This is a genomic window from Shewanella sp. NKUCC05_KAH (genome assembly GCF_019345585.1).
GTDB classification, from domain to species: Bacteria; Pseudomonadota; Gammaproteobacteria; order Enterobacterales; family Shewanellaceae; genus Shewanella; species Shewanella oncorhynchi.
In genome coordinates, this window is the sequence record NZ_JAHKQZ010000002.1 from 249,349 (window position 1) to 269,596 (window position 20,248).

Genomic DNA, 20,248 nt, shown 5'->3' on the forward strand with positions numbered 1-20,248 from the left:
GAGGACACAGTGTTTTCTATCATTAGACAATTTCTTAAATAATTTTTATTTAGAAAAATTCGCCAATCTGCGGCGAGCATCTCGTGGATAACAATTAAAACACGATCCAGAGACGATTGAATGGCACGGAGGCAGAATTTGACGGGGGTAAAACAAAAACAGGCGGCAAAAATGCCGCCTGTCTTCAAGAATTCAGAATTACTGATTCTTAGAAACGTAGTCGATCGCTGCTTGAACAGTAGTGATCTTTTCAGCTTCTTCATCAGGGATCTCGGTATCAAACTCTTCTTCCAGAGCCATAACCAACTCAACAGTGTCCAGAGAATCTGCACCCAGATCGTCAACGAAAGATGCCGCTGGCTTAACGTCTTCTTCTTTAACGCCCAGTTGCTCTACAATGATTTTCTTTACACGTTCTTCGATGTTGCTCATTAGTTTTCTTTCCTATTCAAATTACGCACTTGCGTAAGATTGCGAGTAGTTTATTAGATTTGGCTGACAATGCAAGCTTAGTTTTCGTGGTCTAACCACGAAATTTCACTATCAATTGATACAGATCACTACTCAGTTGCGACAGAAATCCCTGCCATTCGCCCTTAAACCATGTACATGCCGCCATTCACATGCAAAGTTTCGCCTGTGATGTAAGCGGCTGAGTCCGAGGCCAAAAAGAGCACTGCATTGGCAATTTCTTGCGCTTGCCCTAATCGTTCCATCGGAACCTGTGACATGATAGCTTTTTGCTGCTCTTCGGTCAGCTCATCTGTCATATCGGTCTGGATAAATCCAGGAGCGATAGCATTAACTGTAATTTGACGAGATGCAACCTCTCTTGCAAGAGATTTTGTAAATCCAATCAAACCCGCCTTTGCTGCCGAGTAGTTAACTTGACCTGCATTGCCCATGGTGCCTACCACTGAACCGATATTGATGATTCGGCCAAAGCGCTTTTTCATCATGGTACGCATCACAGGTTTTGACAGTCTAAATAACGATGTCAGGTTAGTGTCGATAATATCCTGCCATTCATCATCTTTCATCCGCATCAGCAGATTATCACGGGTTATACCCGCGTTGTTGACTAGAATATCAACATCACCCGCTTTTTCTTTGATCGAGGCGAATAAATGTGTAACAGATTCACTATCTGTGACATTAAGCACTAAACCAAAACCTTTGTCACCCAGATATTCTTGGATTGCCGCAGCGCCCTTCTCACTGGTTGCGGTTCCAATAACCACTGCACCTGCTTCGACCAGTGTCTCAGCGATCGCACGGCCAATACCGCGGCTCGCACCTGTCACCAAAGCCACTTTGCCTGTTAAATTCAGGTTGAAACTCATATAAACTCCTTACTCAGTTAATGCTGCTAATGAAGCAACATCATTAACCGCTTGGGCTGATAGTGATTTATTAATTCGTTTTGCTAATCCTGTCAATACTTTACCAGGACCACATTCCACCAGTTGGGTAATGCCTTTTTGGGCCATTAGCTCAACAGTTTCGCTCCAGCGGACAGGACAATATAACTGACGCACTAACGCATCTTTAATGTCATCAGCAGAGGTGGGTGATGCCACATCAACGTTATTAATCACTGTAATTGTTGGGGTATTAAACTGTACATCGTTTAATGCCACGGCCAGTTTATCCGCCGCAGGTTTCATTAATGCACAGTGTGATGGCACGCTGACAGGTAGAGCCACCGCCATTTTAGCGCCCGCTGCTTTACAAGCTACTGCAGCGCGCTCAACTGCGTCTTTTTGACCTGCAATGACCACTTGACCAGGACTGTTAAAGTTAACTGGACTCACCACGTCACCTTGAGCCACTTCGGCGCAGGCATTAGCGATACTCTCGTTGTCCAAACCGATAATCGCATACATAGCACCCGTGCCAGCTGGAACCGCTTGCTGCATCAGTTGACCACGTAATTCCACCAACTTAATCGCGTCTTTAAAATCCATCACACCGGCGCAAACTAAAGCAGAATACTCGCCTAAGCTGTGACCCGCGAGTATAGCAGGCATAGGTTTGCCTGAAGCCACGTAGGTACGCCAAATCGCCACGCTCGCCGCTAATAGGGCTGGTTGAGTTTTATCGGTTTCATTTAAGCTTTCAACAGGACCTTGCTGAACCAATGCCCACAGATCATAACCTAAGACGTCACTCGCCTCAGCAAAGGTTTGTCCAACAACAGCATGAGATTCGGCAAGCTCGGCTAACATGCCTAGGGCTTGTGAACCTTGACCCGGAAATACAAAAGCAACATTTTCCATATTCAAATTACCTATGGCTAACTTAATTTATTGAAAAATCATGTGGAACACACATGTAGAACTTAGAAACGAATGAGCGCACTGCCCCACGCAAACCCAGCACCAAAGGCCTCAAGCAGCAGTAGTTGTCCGCGCTGAATACGGCCATCACGTACGGCTTCATCCAATGCAATGGGCACTGACGCGGCAGAAGTATTACCGTGTTTAGCTAAGGTCAATACGACTTTATCAAGACTCATATCGAGCTTTTTAGCGGTAGCATTGATAATTCGGAAGTTAGCTTGATGTGGCACTAACCAGTCAATTTCTGACTTATCGATATTGTTAATGCGTAACGTCTCAGTCACCACATGGGACAATTGAGTCACAGCCACTTTAAAGACATCGTTGCCTTTCATGGTCATAAAACCGACCGCTTCAGAGGTTTCGCCTTTACGTGGTGGGAAAGCGCATTTCAATAAGTCACCTTGGCGACCGTCGGCATAAATGTGGGTCGAAATGATCCCTGGCGTTTCGGATGCGCCTATCACAACCGCGCCCGCACCATCACCAAATAAAATAATCGTTGAACGATCTTCTGGCTCACATAAGCGAGACAGTACATCGGCACCAATCACTAATACTTTTTTAGCCGCGCCCGTTTTTACAAATTGATCGGCAACAGATAAAGCATAAACAAAGCCTGAACACGCCGCTGCGATATCAAAAGCTGGAATGGTATGCACGCCAAGCATGGCTTGAATTTCACAGGCCGCAGCAGGAAAAGCATTGGGAGCACTGGTGGTGCCGCAAACGATCATGTCTAAATCTGATGCTTCTATGCCAGCCATTTCTAGCGCTTTTAATGCCGCTTGGTAGCCCATAGTTGAAACGGTTTCATCGAAAGCCGCAATGCGACGTTCTGATATACCTGTACGTTCAACAATCCATTGGTCAGTGGTTTCCACCATTTTTTCCAAATCTTGATTGCTACGCACCTGCACCGGTAGATAACTACCAGTTCCGAGAATTTTTGTATGCATAAGGAGGGATCAGTTATTTATATCTAAAAGAATCGACTCCAAACGATCTTTTATCATTTCAGGGAGTCGACGTTGAGCTTCCGTTACTGCCAAACTAATTGCTTGTAAATAGGCAGTTTCATCCGCGTTTCCATGGCTTTTTACAACTATTCCGCGCAATCCTATCAGACTTGCACCGTTATAGTGGTCGGGGTTCATCTGACTAAGGACCGCCTGGATACGAGGGGCGATAAGTTTAGCCAGAAAACGAACGAATAAACCTTGGGTTAGTCCCCGTTTTAACTGATGTACTAATAACTTGGCAATACCTTCTGAGGTCTTGAGCGTGATGTTACCCACAAACCCATCACAAACAATCACATCCACATTACCGGAATAGATTTCATCCCCTTCGATAAAACCTGTGTAATTGATTTGTTCTGTGTGTTGCAGCAACTGCGCGGCTTGCTGAACTTGGTCATTACCTTTAATTTCTTCAACGCCCACATTGAGCAAGGCGACTTTTGGCCGAGATTTCTTATCTACCGCTTCGCACAGGACTGAGCCCATCACGGCAAATTGAAATAAGGTTTCAGAATCACAGGAAATATTCGCGCCCAAATCCAACAAATAAACCGGTTTTTGAGTCACCGCAGGTAAACAACTGACTAAGGCGGGTCGATCAACACCAGGCAAGGTCTTCAGCAATACTTTCGCCATTGCCATCAGCGCCCCTGTGTTACCGGCACTCACACACGCTTGTGCGCGGTCGTCACGCACTAACTCAATAGCCAATCGCATGGAACTGTTTTTACGTGTACGCAAGGCATGCACAGGCCTATCGGACATACTAACGACTTCATCGGTATGAATGATTTCTATGCGCGAAAGTAAACTCGCTTCGGCTTGACGTAGATAGACATCAATTTCAGTCTTGTCACCGACTAAAATGATTTTAAGAAAAGAATGTAATTGTAGTGCCCGCAAGGCTGCAGGCACCGTGACGTGGGGGCCATGATCACCACCCATTGCATCTAACGCAAGCGTCAGATTCGTCATTAGGAAACCAACAAATTACTTGTTGATTACCTTTTTACCGCGATAGAAGCCATCTGCAGTCACATTGTGACGCATATGGATTTCACCGCTGGTAGCGTCTACAGACAGCTGAGCAGTGCTCAGTGCGTCATGTGAACGGCGCATTCCGCGCTTTGAACGTGATTTTTTGTTCTGTTGTACAGCCATTGGCCTGTCTCCTCGATTACTTGCTCTTCAGTTTTTCTAACACTGCAAACGGATTTGGACGCTCCTCTTGAGCGGGTTCTATCTCGCCTACAACCATGTCTTTAGATCCTGCACTGCAATCAATTTCTTGATGCATTGGGATTATCGGCATAGCGACTATCAATTCATCTTCGATCAATTGATGTAGACGCACTTCGCCAATTTCATTGCACTCAATTGGGTCATACGCATCCGGGAGCTCATCGATTTCTGCCTTAGTCCGACATGGACCAAAACAAAACTCGACCGTAACCTCAGTGGTAAATAGCGTCATGCAACGTTGACATATCAGAGTGAGCTCCGTCACAGCCTTCCCTTTCAGGTAGACTATCCCCTGTAAATCTACGCCACATTCAAGCGACACTGCCACATCGGAACAGTCGCCGGCACATAACTCAGTTAATCTTTTCAGTTGCACACCAGGAACAACGCCCTGATAAACTAGGCGACTCGAGGCGGCGCGAAATGGATCAATTGAAACCGGTATCTTTACTGTTTGCATAAGGCGCGCATATTATAGTTTGAAAACGCTAGAGTCAAAGAAAAAATACTAACTTAAGTCCCAGTTTGCGACTTAAGCCTTTCCCCTGCCCCAACATTGAAATTGACGGAAGCGAAATAGTACCCAAGCATGGGGCCGCATACAAGCGCAAGCCGCCTAAAATAGTCGCATTCATTGAAAAGAAACCGTAAAAGACGAAACTCTTGCACTCTCCCGCATTGATTGGTCACAATATGAGTCACTCTTTTGCGGATATCTCATTATGCCAACCCCATTAATCTTAGCTTCGACGTCTGTATATCGACAATCTTTACTGCAAAAACTCGGGTTACCCTTCGAATGCTGCAATCCTAATATTGACGAAACAGCGTATCTCGAAGAATCGGCCCATGCTTTAGTGCTGCGATTAGCCAAAGCAAAAGCCGTCGCGGGAGCAGAACAATTCCCCGATGGTCTGATTATTGGTTCCGATCAAGTTGCCGTCATTGATGACAAGATTATCGGTAAACCCCATCATTTTAATAATGCCGTCGCGCAGCTCACTCAAGCCTCAGGCAAGGCCATCACCTTTTATACTGGTCTTGCACTCTATAATGCCAAAACTGGCGCTATGGCCGCCAAGGTTGAACCCTTTACGGTTCATTTTAGGCACCTTAGCCATGCGCAGATTGTGGCCTACATAGAAAAGGAAGAGCCTTATTATTGCGCAGGGAGTTTTAAGAGCGAAGGTTTAGGTATCGCGTTATTTACAGCGCTCGAAGGTCGCGATCCCAATACCTTAGTTGGCTTACCACTGATATTACTGACGGAAATGCTGTTAGCCCAAGGTGTAGACGTTCTCGCTTAAACGTTTGCCAAGGCTTTGCTCTATTTGCTCAGTTTATTGAATCGATGACACGCATCAAAAATACCGGGCTACTGAGCCGTTTCATCGACGAGAAGATGAGACGTAAATAAAAGTGATAAGGAAGTCTCATGCGCAGCGGCATGTATTGCCGCTCCAGCATTAAATAGCAGTGTTAGAGGTATTGCAGTAATTGCTTTGGTGAATCTATCAAGGCAATAGGTTTTGCCCGCAGCAACTTTTCAGCACTGTGGGCGCCATAGGTCACGCCAACGCTATCAATCCCGGCATTGGCCGCCATGGTCAAATCCAGAAGAGAATCACCCACCATTAAGGCTCGGTTCGGGGCAATATTCAATTCTTTCAGCAAACTTGAGATCATTTCAGGATGGGGTTTACTGTGCACTTCATCGGCGCAGCGTGATGCAACAAAGTATCGACCTAAGCCTGTTTGCTCAAAGACGCGATCAAGCCCTGCACGGGCTTTACCAGTTGCGACGGCTAACTTATAGCCTTGGCTATGCAAGTCATCAATTAACGCTGGAGTTTGTACAAACAAGGGAGTTGGCGTGGTGTCTAAATGCAAATATTGTGCTTTAAACTCAGCGCGCATTTGCTGATATGGATCATCTTCGCCTTGGCTAAATGCATTTTTAGAATGCTGCTGATGCTGAGAATTGGCAGAAGAAGCGCTGCAATTAAGTCCCTGTGGGAACAGGACTCGCAGCGCTTCTGTCATAGAAAGACCAATAATATCGCGAATGTCACTTTCAGTTGGGATAGGTAACTGCAATGCCTTAGCCATATTTTCAATACAAGTGATAATTTTACCGATAGAATCCATCAAAGTGCCATCCCAATCGAAAATCACTAAATCGTATTGCTTTATCTTCATCCTTGAAACCTATCCCCGTCGATTACGCACGCTTTAATTTATCGAGTAATTGCGACAAATTTTCATCTAAAGGCGCTGAAACCCGCATTACTTCATCATTTTCTGGATGAATGAACATCAATTCAGCGGCATGTAAAAAGAGTCGAGTTAAGCCTAATGAACGCATACTATCGTCAAACCCTTGCTCGCTGTACTTATCATCACAGGCGATTGGATGACCCGCAAATTGACAATGCACCCGAATTTGATGAGTACGTCCAGTGACTGGGCTTGCCTTCACTAAAGTACAACCTTGGTAACGCTGCATAATTTTAAAGCGCGTTTCTGAAGGTTTACCCTCAGCATTAACACGCACAATGCGCTCACCCGATTTAAGGGTGATTTTCAATAAAGGCTGTTTAACGGCTTTATCTTGAGCAGACCATTCCCCTTTAACTAAGGCCAAATAGTCTTTCTGCATCTTTTTATACCGAAGCTGATCATGCAGATGTTTAAGCGCGCTACGCTTTTTCGCCACCAACAATACACCCGAAGTATCTTTATCGAGACGATGTACTAGCTCTAAAAACTTTTGTTGAGGACGCAGTGAACGCAATGCTTCAATCACACCGTAATCGACTCCACTACCACCATGCACGGCAATGCCAGCAGGTTTATTCAGCACGATCAAATGATTGTCTTCATGCAAAATACGATCTTCGAGTTGCGAGACTTTACTTAAGTTCGCCGATGGTGCGGTACGGTTATCCGGCTCTGCCACGCGGACTGGCGGAATACGTACTATGTCGCCAATCTGCAACTTGTACTCGGGTTTGATGCGTTTCTTATTCACTCGAACCTCGCCCTTGCGGACAATGCGATAGATCATGCTTTTCGGCACGCCCTTCAGCTTGGTCATTAAGTAGTTATCGATACGCTGTTCGAGGTGATCTTCATCAATCGTGATCAACTGAACCTGTTGTGGGGTGGATTCTATATTCATGATGCGCCATCTAATTATAACGGTCGCCATTGTACAACAACTGAGAAGAATTGTGCCTTTCCATTGCTGAATTTTTTGATTATTGCTATATTTCACCAGCGATTAGGGATAAGCCGTGAATAAAGTGTTCACAACGCCCTGATCCCAAGCGGAAAATTTAACGGATAAAAAAAGATTTTCTTGATAGCAAATCATTGATTTGCAAATCGTATACAGAGTAAAAATACCACAAATGCGTTTTTTACGATTAAATCGAGAAAGTCACCTTACTTTAATAAGGTTTACCCTAGGTTTTCCTCCCCGATTTCGAAGGATATTTTAACTTGTCGTCAGACAAACCGATTCGACTTGGGCATTACCGGAACGAAACTAAAGAATTTATGGGGTTGGTTGATGTTTTACAACGAATTCCTTGTTTTTGTAATCATTAAAAAATAAGCCATAAATAGGATGCGACACGCAGCGACTGCGTCTAACAGTAATGCGCACCTCTTGCCTAGCCACCAGCCGTGAGGCTCAGTTGACCTACTGCTAGGCCCGTAATGCAGCGAAGCGCGATGTTTGATGACCTCTATTTAAAGAAGAATGACGTCATCATGAAACGTATGTTAATCAATGCAACTCAATCAGAAGAGTTGCGTGTTGCCCTTGTTGATGGGCAACAACTGTATGATCTAGACATTGAAAGCCCAGGTCATGAGCAAAAAAAATCAAACATTTACAAAGGTAAAATTACCCGAGTAGAACCGTCTTTAGAAGCCGCTTTTGTCGACTACGGTGCCGATCGTCACGGCTTTTTGCCACTGAAAGAAATCGCTAGAGAATATTTCCCGAAGGGATATTCGTTCCAAGGTCGCCCAAACATCAAAGAAGTGGTCAGTGAAGGACAGGAAGTTATTGTCCAAATTGACAAAGAAGAACGCGGCAATAAAGGCGCAGCCTTAACGACCTTCATCAGCCTTGCAGGCTCTTACTTAGTATTAATGCCAAATAACCCACGTGCTGGCGGGATTTCTCGTCGTATCGAAGGTGATGAACGCACTGAGCTAAAAGAAGCGATGGCTGACTTAGAAGTGCCTGCGGGCATGGGTCTTATCGTGCGTACTGCGGGTGTAGGCAAAGAATCTGCCGAGTTAAAGTGGGACTTAAAAGTTCTACAACACCACTGGGCGGCGATCACCGAAGCTTCACAAGTTAAAGGCGCACCTTTCTTAATTCACCAAGAAAGCAATGTGATAGTTCGCGCTATTCGTGACTATTTACGCCGTGACGTGGGCGAAATCCTCATCGATCATCCACGTATTTTTGAAGAAGCGAAGCAACATATCGCCTTAGTTCGCCCTGATTTCGTTGAGCGCGTAAAACTGTACGAAGCTGAAGTGCCATTATTCACTCACTTCCAAATCGAATCACAAATTGAATCCGCCTTCCAACGCGAAGTACGTCTGCCATCTGGCGGTTCGATTGTTATCGACCCAACTGAAGCCTTAACCTCAATCGATATCAACTCTGCCCGTGCCACTAAAGGCGGCGATATTGAAGAAACAGCACTGAACACTAACCTCGAAGCCGCCGATGAAATTGCCCGTCAATTGCGTCTCCGCGACTTAGGTGGCTTAGTGGTTATCGACTTTATCGATATGACGCCAGTGCGTCATCAGCGTGAAGTTGAAAACCGTTTACGTGATGCTGTGCACCATGATCGTGCTCGCGTGCAGTTAGGTCGCATTTCTCGTTTCGGTTTGATGGAAATGTCGCGTCAACGTCTGCGTCCCTCTTTAGAAGAATCTGCAGCGCATATCTGCCCTCGCTGTCATGGCCAAGGCACGATTCGCAGTACCGAGTCTTTAGCACTGTCAATTTTACGTTTGATGGAAGAAGAAGCCATCAAAGAAAACACCTCACAAATCGAAGCGATTGTGCCTGTGGATGTTGCAGCTTTCTTGTTAAACGAGAAACGCAAAGCCATTCGCATCACAGAACAGCGTCACGATGTCGAAGTGTATGTGATACCTGACGCACACATGATGACGCCTGATTACCGCGTGATCCGTCACCGTAGTGATGATGAAATCAGTGAATCAAGCTATAAGCGTATAGAGCATCCTGAAGCCAAATTGTATGAGCCACGCAAACTGGAACGTACTGCGGCGCCTATCCCGGCATTAAAAGGTTTTGCAGCGCCACAAAAAGTAGAACAAGCCCCATCACCAACGGTGAAAGTTGAAGCGCCACAACCAGGCTTCTTCAGCAAGCTTGTGAGTGCAATCAGTGCCATGTTTGCGCCAAGTGAAAAAGCTGAACCCGTAAAAGTTGTTGAAACTAAAGCAACGGATACCAGTGCGGCTAACGCAAATCGCCGTAACCGTCGTAATGACACTCGCCGCCCACGCAATGCCCAAGATGCCGACAAAGCAAAAGAAGGCACTCGTGAGCCGCGTAGCCGCAATCCAAAAAAGCCAACTGATGCAGTAGTCAGCACACAAGAACGTCCAGTACGCGAAAAAGAAGAAGCGGCTAAACGTCCAGCTAAAGCTGAACCGAAGCCACGCGTACAAGCGCCAAAAGATGTTGTTGCCGACATTGAAGCAGATGATACCCCTAAGCAAGAAGTCGCCCGCGAGCGTCGTCAGCGCCGTAACATGCGTCGTAAGGTGCGTATCGATAATGGCCATAATACGCCAGATAATGCGATCCCAATTGCACCTGAAGATGCAGCAGAAGTGTTAGCGGAAATTGCAGCCCTTAACGCCGCAGCGGCAAGTACTATCAGTGTTAATGCCAAAGCTGAAGTCATTGCCCAAACGCCAGTAGAAACTAAAGCGCCAAGAACACGTCGCCAGCCTCGTAAAGAAGCTGCACCGGCTCAAGAAGCGCAAGAAAATATTGTGCTAGAAGAGACAACTGTAATTTCTACTGTAGTAGAAACACCTGCTGTTGATGCTGTTAACGTAGCTGAAAACTCCTTGGTTGACATAGCAGCTCATACTGTAGCAGCGGATGCTGTATCGCAAGATAGCGAAGTTGATGCAGACAACGAAAATGCTAATGCTGATGATCAATCAAAACGCGAGCAAAGAGATGGTCAACGTCGTAGCCGTCGTAGCCCTCGCCACCTTCGTGCAGCGGGTCAACGTCGTCGTCGCGACGAAGATGACCAAGGTACATCAACGCCAGCGCAATTCGTTCCTAATGACGAATTAGGTGCTGACCAAGAGTACCCAAGCGAAATCGTCAGTGTTCGAGTGGAAACTCCTGTTGTTGCAACTCAAACAACAGCGGTAACTGAACCGGCAGTTAAAACTGCTGACGTCGAAATAGCTGAAACAAGTTCAACTCCAGCTGTTGAAGCTCCTGCTGTTGTTAAAGTAGAAGCAAAAGTTGAGCCTCAGCCTCAAGCAAATGACGTTGCAGCAGTTGAAACTCAGCAAGTTGAAACTAAACCTGTTGTGACTAAAACCACTGAAACGAAAGCGGAAGAGCCAAAGGCTGCTGACGTAAAAGTTGACCTTGCGTCAATCGTTGAAACTCCGGTGACCAGCGTTACTGCTGAAGCCGTAGTCGTTGCAGTACCATCAGTTGAAAGCTCAGTGACTAAATCAGTAGCAGTACCCAAAGCTGAAGCAGCTAAAACAGAAACACTTGTCGAGCCAAGTGTTGCACCGAGCGTTGAAGTAAAAGAAGCCGTGAAAGCAACAGCCTCTGCGCCAATGGCCAGACCGGCTGCTATCGCTAAGCCTCAAGCCACAATACAAACGGCTCCAACAACACCGCAAATCACGGATGCCGTTGTTGTCAGCAAGCCGAAAGCCGCCAGCCGCTTTGGCTCTATGGTGTCTTCGGATATGACCAAGCCTGTCGTTGAGGTGAGAGAACAAGTGGCAGTCCCTAAAGGACGAGAGTATGAGAATACTGCGAACGAAGAGTCTACAGCCAAAATCAAACTCGCTAATGGTGCAGAGTCGGATATGGCGCGTCCATAATCACTTAAGCTAAACCAGAAAAGCCATGCAATTGCATGGCTTTTTTATTTACACTGTAATACTCCACAATATTTAAATTTAGCTCTATCAATTTTTCGGCTTAATCGTAGTCCCTTGAATAACATAACCCATCAAAAGATCCTCGGTATATAGTTCTCAACTTTAAGTATTCTTGTATTGTCACTAACGTCACATTAGAAGCAATAAACATGCTAACAAAATATTAGGCCAATACCGCCAGTAGAAAGGGCACTTAATCCATTTAGTGCTAACTGTAGACCTCTCCTTTATAAGTTAGGGAAACTAGTCGAGGGAGAACATTATTCCGCTATAAAGTAGCCGATAATTAAGTTGGATTAGCAACCTAAAGCTTCCGTCGGAAATGCTTAAATGTACGAAATGCAAGGCATCTCAATAGCAATATTCATTTTTTGGTCGGCTCCAAACTACATCATAAATAAGCTAGTGTTCTTTAATATCAAGCACTAAATGCTTTGCCAGCCTCAACTCTTTACTACAAGGCTTTCAGCCTTAGGTGCAGCTTAGTATATGTAGGATAACTAAGTGCAAGAAATGTAAATGCACCAATCATATTCGGCAATATCTGAAGTCACTGATTTACAACAAATGAATGATTAGACACATTCGCGTTCGACATTGAATATAAGATTACGCAAAAAATAAACTCGATAAGAGCAAGCGTTAAGAGTTAACATATAATGGAATTGAATGTTACAGGGGTAAAAATAAGGAGAGTGTATCAAATGGTTTTATTGAAAATATTGGAGATATCAGAATTGGATTCTAACAGAGAAAGATTAGAGGATTAACTTCAGATTTAAGCATTAAATTAATGCGACATGTTAAGTGGATCTCGTCGCTTATACTGGATTCAACAATCTAAACTAAATGAAATTTTATTTTTCGCACAAATAAAAAGAGCCACGGAATTAACCATAGCCCTTTAATCCATTGCTATCAGCTCTAGGCTAACAGCACTGAAAATTAACCAATGATAGTTACGTTTTCAGCTTGTGGACCTTTTTGACCTTGAGTCACAGTGAAAGACACTTTTTGGCCTTCATCAAGAGTTTTGAAACCGTCAGAGTTAATCGCACGGAAGTGTACGAATACATCTGGACCAGATTCTTGCTCAATGAATCCGAAACCTTTGTCAGAGTTGAACCACTTAACAACACCAGTAACTTGAGACATAATATAAATCCTGTAAATAAAAAATTAAAGCCTTAACGGCGGGTGGAGCTGGAAAATGCCGGTATTACTTATGTTTACAGGACGAACTGGTCGTATTGAACACATAAATATAAGCCCAACCTTCAAGCTGATAAGACTATAAACCATTCTAAAGATAAGTCAACACACTGCGACACTTTGGATTATTTATTTTGCCTAAATCTACTTTACGGTTTTGCAACCGGCTAGCAGAACACTAGGTTCATGCTGTTTAGCAAGTACAGTTAAGCATTTTAAATAACTTATTTCAATAGCTTAATCTTATCGCTTACTTTGAAATCCGATGCACCTCAATTTGGAAATCCAATTCACAGTTCAGTCCTTGCAACGCAAATGCTTGCTTTTGGGCATGAGTAAACTTCCAAGCATAGGGCGTCATTTCTAAAAAATGAGCGATATGTTCACTGTTTGCCAGCTCTAACTGGGAGATTAAGCGCTCCTGATGCAGACACTCAAATCCAGCAATATGCGCTGTGGAAACGGGGTGTAATCTTGGCTCAGCATAAATTTGTTGTTTCAACGCAAAGTGGTGTAAAGGTCCCGGAGAAACCGTTATCAGTAAGCCTCCATCAGCCATAATCCGTTGTAACTCTTCTACTTTTGAAGGGGCATAAATACGAATGGCAAGATCGACACTTTGGGATGCGATTGGCATTTCATAGGCACTTGCGACACAAAATTGCAAATTAGGGTAACGTTTAGCTGCATATTTAATCGCAGACTTAGAAATATCTATACCTTGTAAATTGCAATCATGGTGCTGGCTCAACTCATGGAATAAACGTTGACTGTAGTACCCTTCCCCACAGCCTATATCGAGGATTTGTTTTGCTTCGGCACCAAACTCAAGTGCGAGCTCATTCACTCTATCACTCAAACCTTGATAGTAACCCGCGTTTAAAAATTCACGCCGAGCAAACATCATCTGTTTATTATCACCAGGATCTTTTGAGTTTTTCTTCTGTACAGGCAATAAGTTGACATAGCCTTCTTTGGCCATATCAAACTTATGTTGCTGTGAACAACCCCAAGTTCGCTCCGTTAACGTCAGTGGGGCGGCACACAGGGGACATAAATAATACATAATGGACTCTTATCATTTAGCTAAATTTGGGTAAAAAGTTTATGTTTCGTCTTCCATCAATCGATCTACCATCAGGGTCAATTCCGGTGAAGCGAGTAATTCATAACACTCTAATTTTCTTAATAGCTTATCAGTGTTATCGACATCATTAGCAGCGCGGCTGTAGTTTGGTCGCTCAAACATATGGGTATAGGTTCTAAATAACCATTGTTGTTTCTGCAGTAGCAAGGGATCGATCCTTAATACTTCATCAGCAAGGCTGGCGTGACATTGACCAAGCTCCCCGCGCATAAACGACTGCAATTCTAATCTAACCTGCTCGATTTCGGTCATGTAAATTGCAAGAGATTCAGATGATGCGGCATAGTCGTAGTGCCTTGCTAACAGTGCTTTAGCAACCATTAACGCTTTGGGCTCATGCAAAACCCGTAAATCCGCTTCTAAGGGAACTAACTCAAACTTTGAATTGGCTTGTAAGGCAAAAGTTAAGTCATTATCTGCACCTAAATGACGAGTCGTATCTAAGGTAAAAGATACACCTCGCCTCAATTCTGCCGCACAAAATTTCGCAGCTGTTCCCATCCGTGTATAAAGCCTAAAACCTTGCCCAAGGCTGCGGGTTATTGGTGTATTGAAAGCCTGAGGGCTTTGCGGTAACGATTCGACCTTAAGACCCATAAACGGCTGGAAGCGGATGACTATATTTTGCTGAATTCCGGCTTCAGCTATGACGATAATCTCTAGTAAAGGGGCATTGATCGCCTGTGACACAATAAAATCACTCACATCGTCGGGTAGCCGTAATGTGAGTATTGATGCCTTTTCAATATCAAGCACCATGGGTTCATTTAGAAATTGATGGTACATAAGACATTATTCTCCTATTTAACCGCAATTGTACCGTCCAATACCAATTAAAATCACCCCGTAAACCATTACCATCGCAAGATATGACTTAATTTTCATGATGCCGTAAATCGGCATTCGAGAAATAGTAGTGACATTGCGTGGTAGCATATTTATGCCTCCAGTGATCTATAACGTTAAGCACAGGAAGATGTAAGTGACGTATACAATGAACTTCACGTAACCATTCACCCAATGTAAAACTCACGATGCACCCGACCCAGAAAGTGACGAACCTAGTCAGCGTTATTAGGCATCGCTCGGCTTAGCGCCAGAAAACCATTCGGTATGCTGGTCACCTTGACGGCCAAAATAGGTTACACGTTTACCTCGCAAAAACACGAAATAACCTTGAACTCCTGCATTCATAGCGCGCTGGCAGAAAAGCCGAAATGTTTGCCCATGCTGCTGACTATCCAAGATGGCAGCTCTGAGTTCAATCACATTAAAATTTTCAGCAATTAATGGAAGTCCCTCAAATGAGAAAGGTGATTGCACTGTAGTACCTGCTGCGCTATAGAAAGTAAATGACTTCGAGGCATAGTCTACATAGTAATACTCGACACCTTCAGCAATAAGATTGCCGACAATTTGAGGAAATGGTATTAATCCAGACAAGGTTGCTTGTGCAGATTCTAAAATTTTATCCGAGTTCATTGATGTCCTCTCTGGGTCTTGAGTGGTCAATTTATATGTTCAACATCAGCAGTAGAGCCAAAGTGATAGCACTGTAAAAACCTGGAGCATACGCCAGCGCTGGTTAAACGCTCAAAGCACGTTCTCATAAATGATTAACGCAATAAACACGACCTTCAAACTTCCCCCAAAATCGTTGCCAGACTACAAACACGTTTATGCATATATAACGTAAAGCCATATTAAAAACACTATGGCTAAACAACATAAGGACTTTAAAATATTCTGCGACCCACTCGCACCCAGTGCCAACACCGTTGGGCTGTCTAAATTGATTTACAACTCACATAAACCCAAACTAAAAAAATGTATCATTTACGCTTATCATCTGTTTCTTTATCCCGCAAGCCATCTAGGCTACTGCTAAAATAAGCACACCGAATCAATTTCAACCTCTAGAAATGAGTTTATTGATGGATAATTTACAGCGACTGGGCATTATTTTTTGTATTCTTTCCCTGTGGGTCTTGGCAAACATACCCATCACTTATGCTAATGATCAATTCATTATCAATCAGTCAGAATCCAAGCTTGATCACAGATATCAGTATACTTATGACCTTTTACAATTAGTTATTGATGCAACCAAAGCCGATTTTGGTGAAGCATCACTGCAAGTCTCAGATCTAATAATGAGTCGAAATCGTATCTTCAGAGCATTACAAGAGGGTGAAACCATCAATGTTATTGCTGAAGCCTCTAACCTACAGTGGAATAAACAGCTTATTCCAATAAAAATTCCTATTAGAAAAGGCATTCAGGGATTTAGAATTTTTATTATTAAAAAGGAAAATGTACCTAGGTTAGCCCAAATCACCTCGCTAGCGCAGTTAACTGCTCTTGATACTGGTTCAGGTAGCCAATGGTCAACTAAAGTTGCCATGCAACAAGCAGGATTTAAGATTATAGAAAGCAATCAATATGACAGTTTATTTAATATGTTATCAAAAGGACGGTTTATAACATTTGGCCGCGGAGTGAATGAAGTATTTCAAGAGGTTGAGCAGTTTAATCAACAATATCCAGATCTCGTTGTTGATGAAAGCATCATGCTACATATTCCGCTAGCGACATATTATTATGTTTCACCTAACAAACCTCGCTTAGCTCAGCGAATACAAATTGGCCTCCAGAGAATTATCGATAATGGTCAATTTGACCAGTTATTTTATCAACGCCATTGTGATTTTTTGATAAAAAGTAAATTGAATCAACGATTAGTTTTTAAAATTGACAATCCTTTTATATCTGAATCAGAAATGACTTCCATTGTCGGTAAAGATTTCTTACTCAATCCAATGGATGACTTTTCCATATTATGTAAGAAATATCATTGAATAGGCTTCATCAGATAAACGCTTTGGGTCCGTCATGACTTAAAAACATCTCTCGGAAAATGGGATAAAAAACAGCAAGTCGCGGCTTGAATTGAAGGAGGTTAGATTTTTGGCCTTGGGTATCAAGAAATCAAATGAAAACCTTCAAGGCCATTAGCCTTGAAGGAAACTTTTTAGAATTGCACTCTGACACCAATAGCCGCTGAGCGACCTGGCATAGGGGATAAATGCCTTAGGAAACTGTTATGTGGGCGCGCATCTACATCGGTAAGATTATCTAAGCTTAGGTAGAATTGAGTCGGCACTTTCGAAATGACTTGATCTAAAGTGATATTGGCTCCGAGCAAAGCATAAGATTCAGAGGGCCTCTCAAATCTGCTAACGTCACCTTGTGAATGATAGCGAACATAATCGATGGACACAGTAAGCGCATCATACTGCCAATTTAGTGCAGTGCCTGTTTTGGATTGTGGTGTTCGAGGCATTGAAGTGCCTTCTAACCTGCGGCGAAAGTATTCGTCCCGCTCACCTGCGAGAGGTGGGCGAGTACTAAAGATGTCGTAACTACCATCATATTGATATCGAGGAGTATTTCTCACTCTGTCAGTAAATGCGCTGAGCTCAAAAACTCCCCACCTTTGCCACGGGAAGGTATAAATAGCTTGTACCTCTAACCCTTGATTGTTTGTATCTGCTTGGCGCCATTCACGAACATAAGTACCGTTACGCTCAAGGCCTGTACTACCAAGATAAATAAAATCATTGAATTGATTTTGATACCAACTTGCCATTAGCTGTAAATCGGCGATTTTAGCGGTGGTATTTATTTCAAAGGAGTGATTAATTTCCTTTTTAAGATTTGAGCTGCCCTGTTCTTCAATTAACAGAGCATAGTGTGGGTTACTGGCGTAAAGCTCATTCATTTCAGGAGCACGCTCGGCATGAACGTAATTGACTCGTGTTGACCAATTTTGCAATATGTCCCATTGCAGTGATCCTGAGTAGCTTTGGAGATAAAAATTTCTATCTTTAACATTCGCTCCTGAGCCTCGACCTACCTTGTAACCCTCTGCGTTTACTTGGTGCTTAATCGCATCATAACGACCTCCAAACTCAAAAGTAACCGGACCAAAGTGCAGGGTTTGTAGCGTATAGGCTGCATAGTTTTGACTATCGACATCAGGCATGTAATTGTCATAGCCCTCCCCTTTATAGGCTTTAGTGTCGTACTGTAATCCTAAGACACCATCGAAGTTTGATGTCCAACTATGATAGAGCTTAGGGCTAATGACCCAAGAGGTAAGTTCGAATTGGTTGACGGATACCTCTGCCATATGCTCATCATCGACTTGATTCGAATAGGCGCCATCGAGGCTAAATGAGTTTATCCAATTGTCATCCCAGTTTTCGACATACTTCATATCTACGCGATCACCACGGGAGAAAATTCGAATATTACCCCGTTGATCAAAATCCACTGGTGCGCTGCTGCCACGACGCATAAATCCCGGAATACCGCGATGAGTGTCCGTATAACCATAAGCCAAACCCAAAAGACGTTGTTGGCCAGTGTAGCTTCCGCCTGCCGAGAATGATGATGTGTGGTGGCTGCTGTTAAGTACAGTGCCATTACTATCTATTGAGTAGTCGGTGATAATTTGTTGTTCTAAAGGTGTAGCATCTTCATAGCGTTTTAATTGATTGTTCATCTGCCACACAGGTTGCGCATATTTGATTTGGCATAGATCGGCAAACTGTGCGGCACCTACGACTTTTGACCACGTTTTACAATCGCTGTCTTTAGAATATCCAGGGATATCATAGTCACCACGGTCTTTGTTGATCATATTCAGCGCAAAGTTAAAAGATTCATTCCCTGCGGTAAGTTTTGCCAGTGCGGTACTTGTACTATTGAAGCCAGCTTTCACTTCAGCGCGACTGTTAAACCCATTGATTGGGCTCAATGGAATACGACCATCTTGGAGATCAACAATACCTGCCATCGCTTGCCCACCATAGGCAATAACAGCTGTAGGACCTTTAATGACCAAGATACTGTCAGCAAGAAAGGGCTCGATGGGGATGTATTGATCCTCACTCACCGACGACATATCCTCAACTTGAGTTCCATTGAGCAACATTTTAACCCTGTTTCCACCAAATCCACGGATTTGTGGCCTACCCGATGAGCTACCAAAAAAACCACTGTCTACCCCCGGTAATTGGCTTAAAGTTTCTCCTAAGGTATCGGCTTTACGATTATTAAGTTCATCGCCGCTGAGTTCGATTTTACTGGCTTGTATTCTTTGACTTAGTGGTTTTTCTAAAGCATGCCCAGTGACATTGATACGTTCAATAGGTTCTGCTGAAACAGCTAAAGTGCCAACACCTAATAACAGAAGGTATTTGTGGAAGTTCATTTTGTGGGTCGTCTCCATATGATTACTGCTAAAAATGATATGTTATAACGTATCATTATGTATCAATCGGGTTCAATATAAATGAAAGTAAATTAAGTTACTGATTGTAAATGGCAATCAGAACAACACTCGGTATGGTGACTGATGATTGCTAACAAAGATTGTCATTAGAAGGGGTGGATCAGGTAAACTGTGCAAGTATGATCATTTCAAAAAAATTGGCAGTTCTATGACGGGAAAAAATCTTGATTTACTGCGTGAAGTAGTGAAAAAGTGTGAAGAAAAAGGCATCAATCTTACCAGTAAGCGCAAAACAGTACTTATCGTATTACAGGAACATGATGTTCCTTTGTCTGCCTATGAAATTGCCGATGTGTTAAAACAAAGTTTGGGCGAGAGTTTACCCATAATGTCTATCTATCGCATGTTGGATTTCTTAGTACAGGAACAATTAGTGCATAAGTTATTAACGGTGAATAAGTATATTGCCTGCCATCATGTATGCGATCATCACATTCACAATCAATTTTTAATTTGTAATACTTGTCAAAAAGTCACGGAGATAGCATTGCCCACTGCTCTTGTTGAACAGTTACAGTTGAATGTTAGCCAAGCAGAATTTACCTTATCGAGCCCACAGCTTGAATTAGCGGGATGGTGTCATGAATGTCAGCAGCAACATAATAGTTAAGTTATGTACATTAACTAATTTGGAACGCTATTTATCATGGTTGCTGAACTTATCCCATACTCACAGTAACGCTATAAATCCCCCAGCCTC

The 20,248-nt window shown here is 43.5% G+C and carries 18 protein-coding genes; 4 read left to right on the top strand and 14 right to left on the bottom strand.

Annotation, left to right across the window (positions count from 1 at the left end):
• Positions 1–198: 198 nt before the first annotated feature.
• The 7 genes from acpP to yceD form a co-directional block, all read right to left on the bottom strand.
• Positions 199–432 (bottom strand): acyl carrier protein, encoded by a 234-nt coding sequence (gene acpP, locus KO533_RS02970; RefSeq protein WP_006081231.1) that lies wholly within the window; start codon positions 430–432, stop codon positions 199–201.
• A 164-nt stretch (positions 433–596) separates the two neighbouring features.
• Positions 597–1,343: a 3-oxoacyl-ACP reductase FabG gene (gene fabG / locus KO533_RS02975; protein WP_006081230.1), complete on the bottom strand. Its 747-nt coding sequence runs from the start codon at positions 1,341–1,343 to the stop codon at positions 597–599.
• Positions 1,344–1,352: 9 nt separating this feature from the next.
• Positions 1,353–2,279 carry an ACP S-malonyltransferase gene (gene fabD / locus KO533_RS02980; RefSeq protein WP_173245461.1) on the bottom strand — a complete coding sequence of 309 codons (927 nt, stop codon included), beginning with the start codon at positions 2,277–2,279 and terminating at the stop codon, positions 1,353–1,355.
• A 62-nt stretch (positions 2,280–2,341) separates the two neighbouring features.
• On the bottom strand, positions 2,342–3,301 hold the full coding sequence (locus KO533_RS02985) for a beta-ketoacyl-ACP synthase III (RefSeq protein WP_028760369.1): 960 nt from the start codon (positions 3,299–3,301) through the stop codon (positions 2,342–2,344).
• Between the two features lie 9 nt (positions 3,302–3,310).
• Positions 3,311–4,339 (bottom strand): phosphate acyltransferase PlsX, encoded by a 1,029-nt coding sequence (gene plsX, locus KO533_RS02990; protein ID WP_028760370.1) that lies wholly within the window; start codon positions 4,337–4,339, stop codon positions 3,311–3,313.
• A gap of 15 nt (positions 4,340–4,354) precedes the next feature.
• Positions 4,355–4,525, bottom strand: a complete 171-nt coding sequence (gene rpmF, locus KO533_RS02995; protein WP_006081226.1) for a 50S ribosomal protein L32 — start codon at positions 4,523–4,525, stop codon at positions 4,355–4,357.
• Positions 4,526–4,541: 16 nt separating this feature from the next.
• The gene (gene yceD, locus KO533_RS03000; protein WP_028760371.1) at positions 4,542–5,066 is read right to left on the bottom strand and encodes a 23S rRNA accumulation protein YceD; all 525 of its coding nucleotides are present in this window, start codon (positions 5,064–5,066) and stop codon (positions 4,542–4,544) included.
• A gap of 262 nt (positions 5,067–5,328) precedes the next feature.
• Here yceD and KO533_RS03005 point away from each other — a divergent pair, with 262 nt between their 5' ends.
• Complete coding sequence (locus tag KO533_RS03005) at positions 5,329–5,913, top strand: nucleoside triphosphate pyrophosphatase (protein WP_219252805.1); 585 nt, start codon at positions 5,329–5,331, stop codon at positions 5,911–5,913.
• Positions 5,914–6,085: 172 nt separating this feature from the next.
• Here KO533_RS03005 and KO533_RS03010 read toward each other — a convergent pair whose 3' ends face one another.
• Positions 6,086–6,805, bottom strand: a complete 720-nt coding sequence (locus KO533_RS03010) for an HAD-IA family hydrolase (protein WP_219252807.1) — start codon at positions 6,803–6,805, stop codon at positions 6,086–6,088.
• Between the two features lie 22 nt (positions 6,806–6,827).
• Complete coding sequence (gene rluC / locus KO533_RS03015; RefSeq protein WP_219252808.1) at positions 6,828–7,787, bottom strand: 23S rRNA pseudouridine(955/2504/2580) synthase RluC; 960 nt, start codon at positions 7,785–7,787, stop codon at positions 6,828–6,830.
• A 542-nt stretch (positions 7,788–8,329) separates the two neighbouring features.
• On the opposite strand from rluC, the gene rne reads away from it, so the two are divergent.
• Positions 8,330–11,770 carry a ribonuclease E gene (gene rne / locus KO533_RS03020; protein ID WP_219252810.1) on the top strand — a complete coding sequence of 1,147 codons (3,441 nt, stop codon included), beginning with the start codon at positions 8,330–8,332 and terminating at the stop codon, positions 11,768–11,770.
• A 1,005-nt stretch (positions 11,771–12,775) separates the two neighbouring features.
• On the opposite strand, the gene KO533_RS03025 is transcribed toward rne, so the two are convergent.
• The 4 genes from KO533_RS03025 to KO533_RS03040 all read right to left on the bottom strand — a co-directional run bounded on the left by KO533_RS03025 (position 12,776) and on the right by KO533_RS03040 (position 15,671).
• On the bottom strand, positions 12,776–12,985 hold the full coding sequence (locus tag KO533_RS03025) for a cold-shock protein (RefSeq protein ID WP_011789734.1): 210 nt from the start codon (positions 12,983–12,985) through the stop codon (positions 12,776–12,778).
• Between the two features lie 307 nt (positions 12,986–13,292).
• Positions 13,293–14,108, bottom strand: coding sequence for a 23S rRNA (guanine(745)-N(1))-methyltransferase (rlmA, locus tag KO533_RS03030; RefSeq protein WP_219234557.1), 816 nt, complete (start codon positions 14,106–14,108; stop codon positions 13,293–13,295).
• A gap of 39 nt (positions 14,109–14,147) precedes the next feature.
• A complete protein-coding gene (locus KO533_RS03035) occupies positions 14,148–14,975 on the bottom strand; it encodes a hypothetical protein (protein WP_028760377.1) in 828 nt (275 codons plus the stop codon).
• Positions 14,976–15,263: 288 nt separating this feature from the next.
• Positions 15,264–15,671, bottom strand: a complete 408-nt coding sequence (locus tag KO533_RS03040; protein WP_028760378.1) for a DUF1398 family protein — start codon at positions 15,669–15,671, stop codon at positions 15,264–15,266.
• Between the two features lie 452 nt (positions 15,672–16,123).
• On the opposite strand from KO533_RS03040, the gene KO533_RS03045 reads away from it, so the two are divergent.
• Positions 16,124–17,047 carry a hypothetical protein gene (locus KO533_RS03045; RefSeq protein ID WP_219252812.1) on the top strand — a complete coding sequence of 308 codons (924 nt, stop codon included), beginning with the start codon at positions 16,124–16,126 and terminating at the stop codon, positions 17,045–17,047.
• Positions 17,048–17,220: 173 nt separating this feature from the next.
• On the opposite strand, the gene KO533_RS03050 is transcribed toward KO533_RS03045, so the two are convergent.
• Positions 17,221–19,485, bottom strand: coding sequence for a TonB-dependent receptor (locus KO533_RS03050; RefSeq protein ID WP_219252814.1), 2,265 nt, complete (start codon positions 19,483–19,485; stop codon positions 17,221–17,223).
• A 211-nt stretch (positions 19,486–19,696) separates the two neighbouring features.
• Between KO533_RS03050 and KO533_RS03055 the strand changes: the two genes are divergently transcribed.
• Positions 19,697–20,158 (top strand): Fur family transcriptional regulator, encoded by a 462-nt coding sequence (locus tag KO533_RS03055; protein WP_219252816.1) that lies wholly within the window; start codon positions 19,697–19,699, stop codon positions 20,156–20,158.
• Positions 20,159–20,248: the final 90 nt, after the last annotated feature.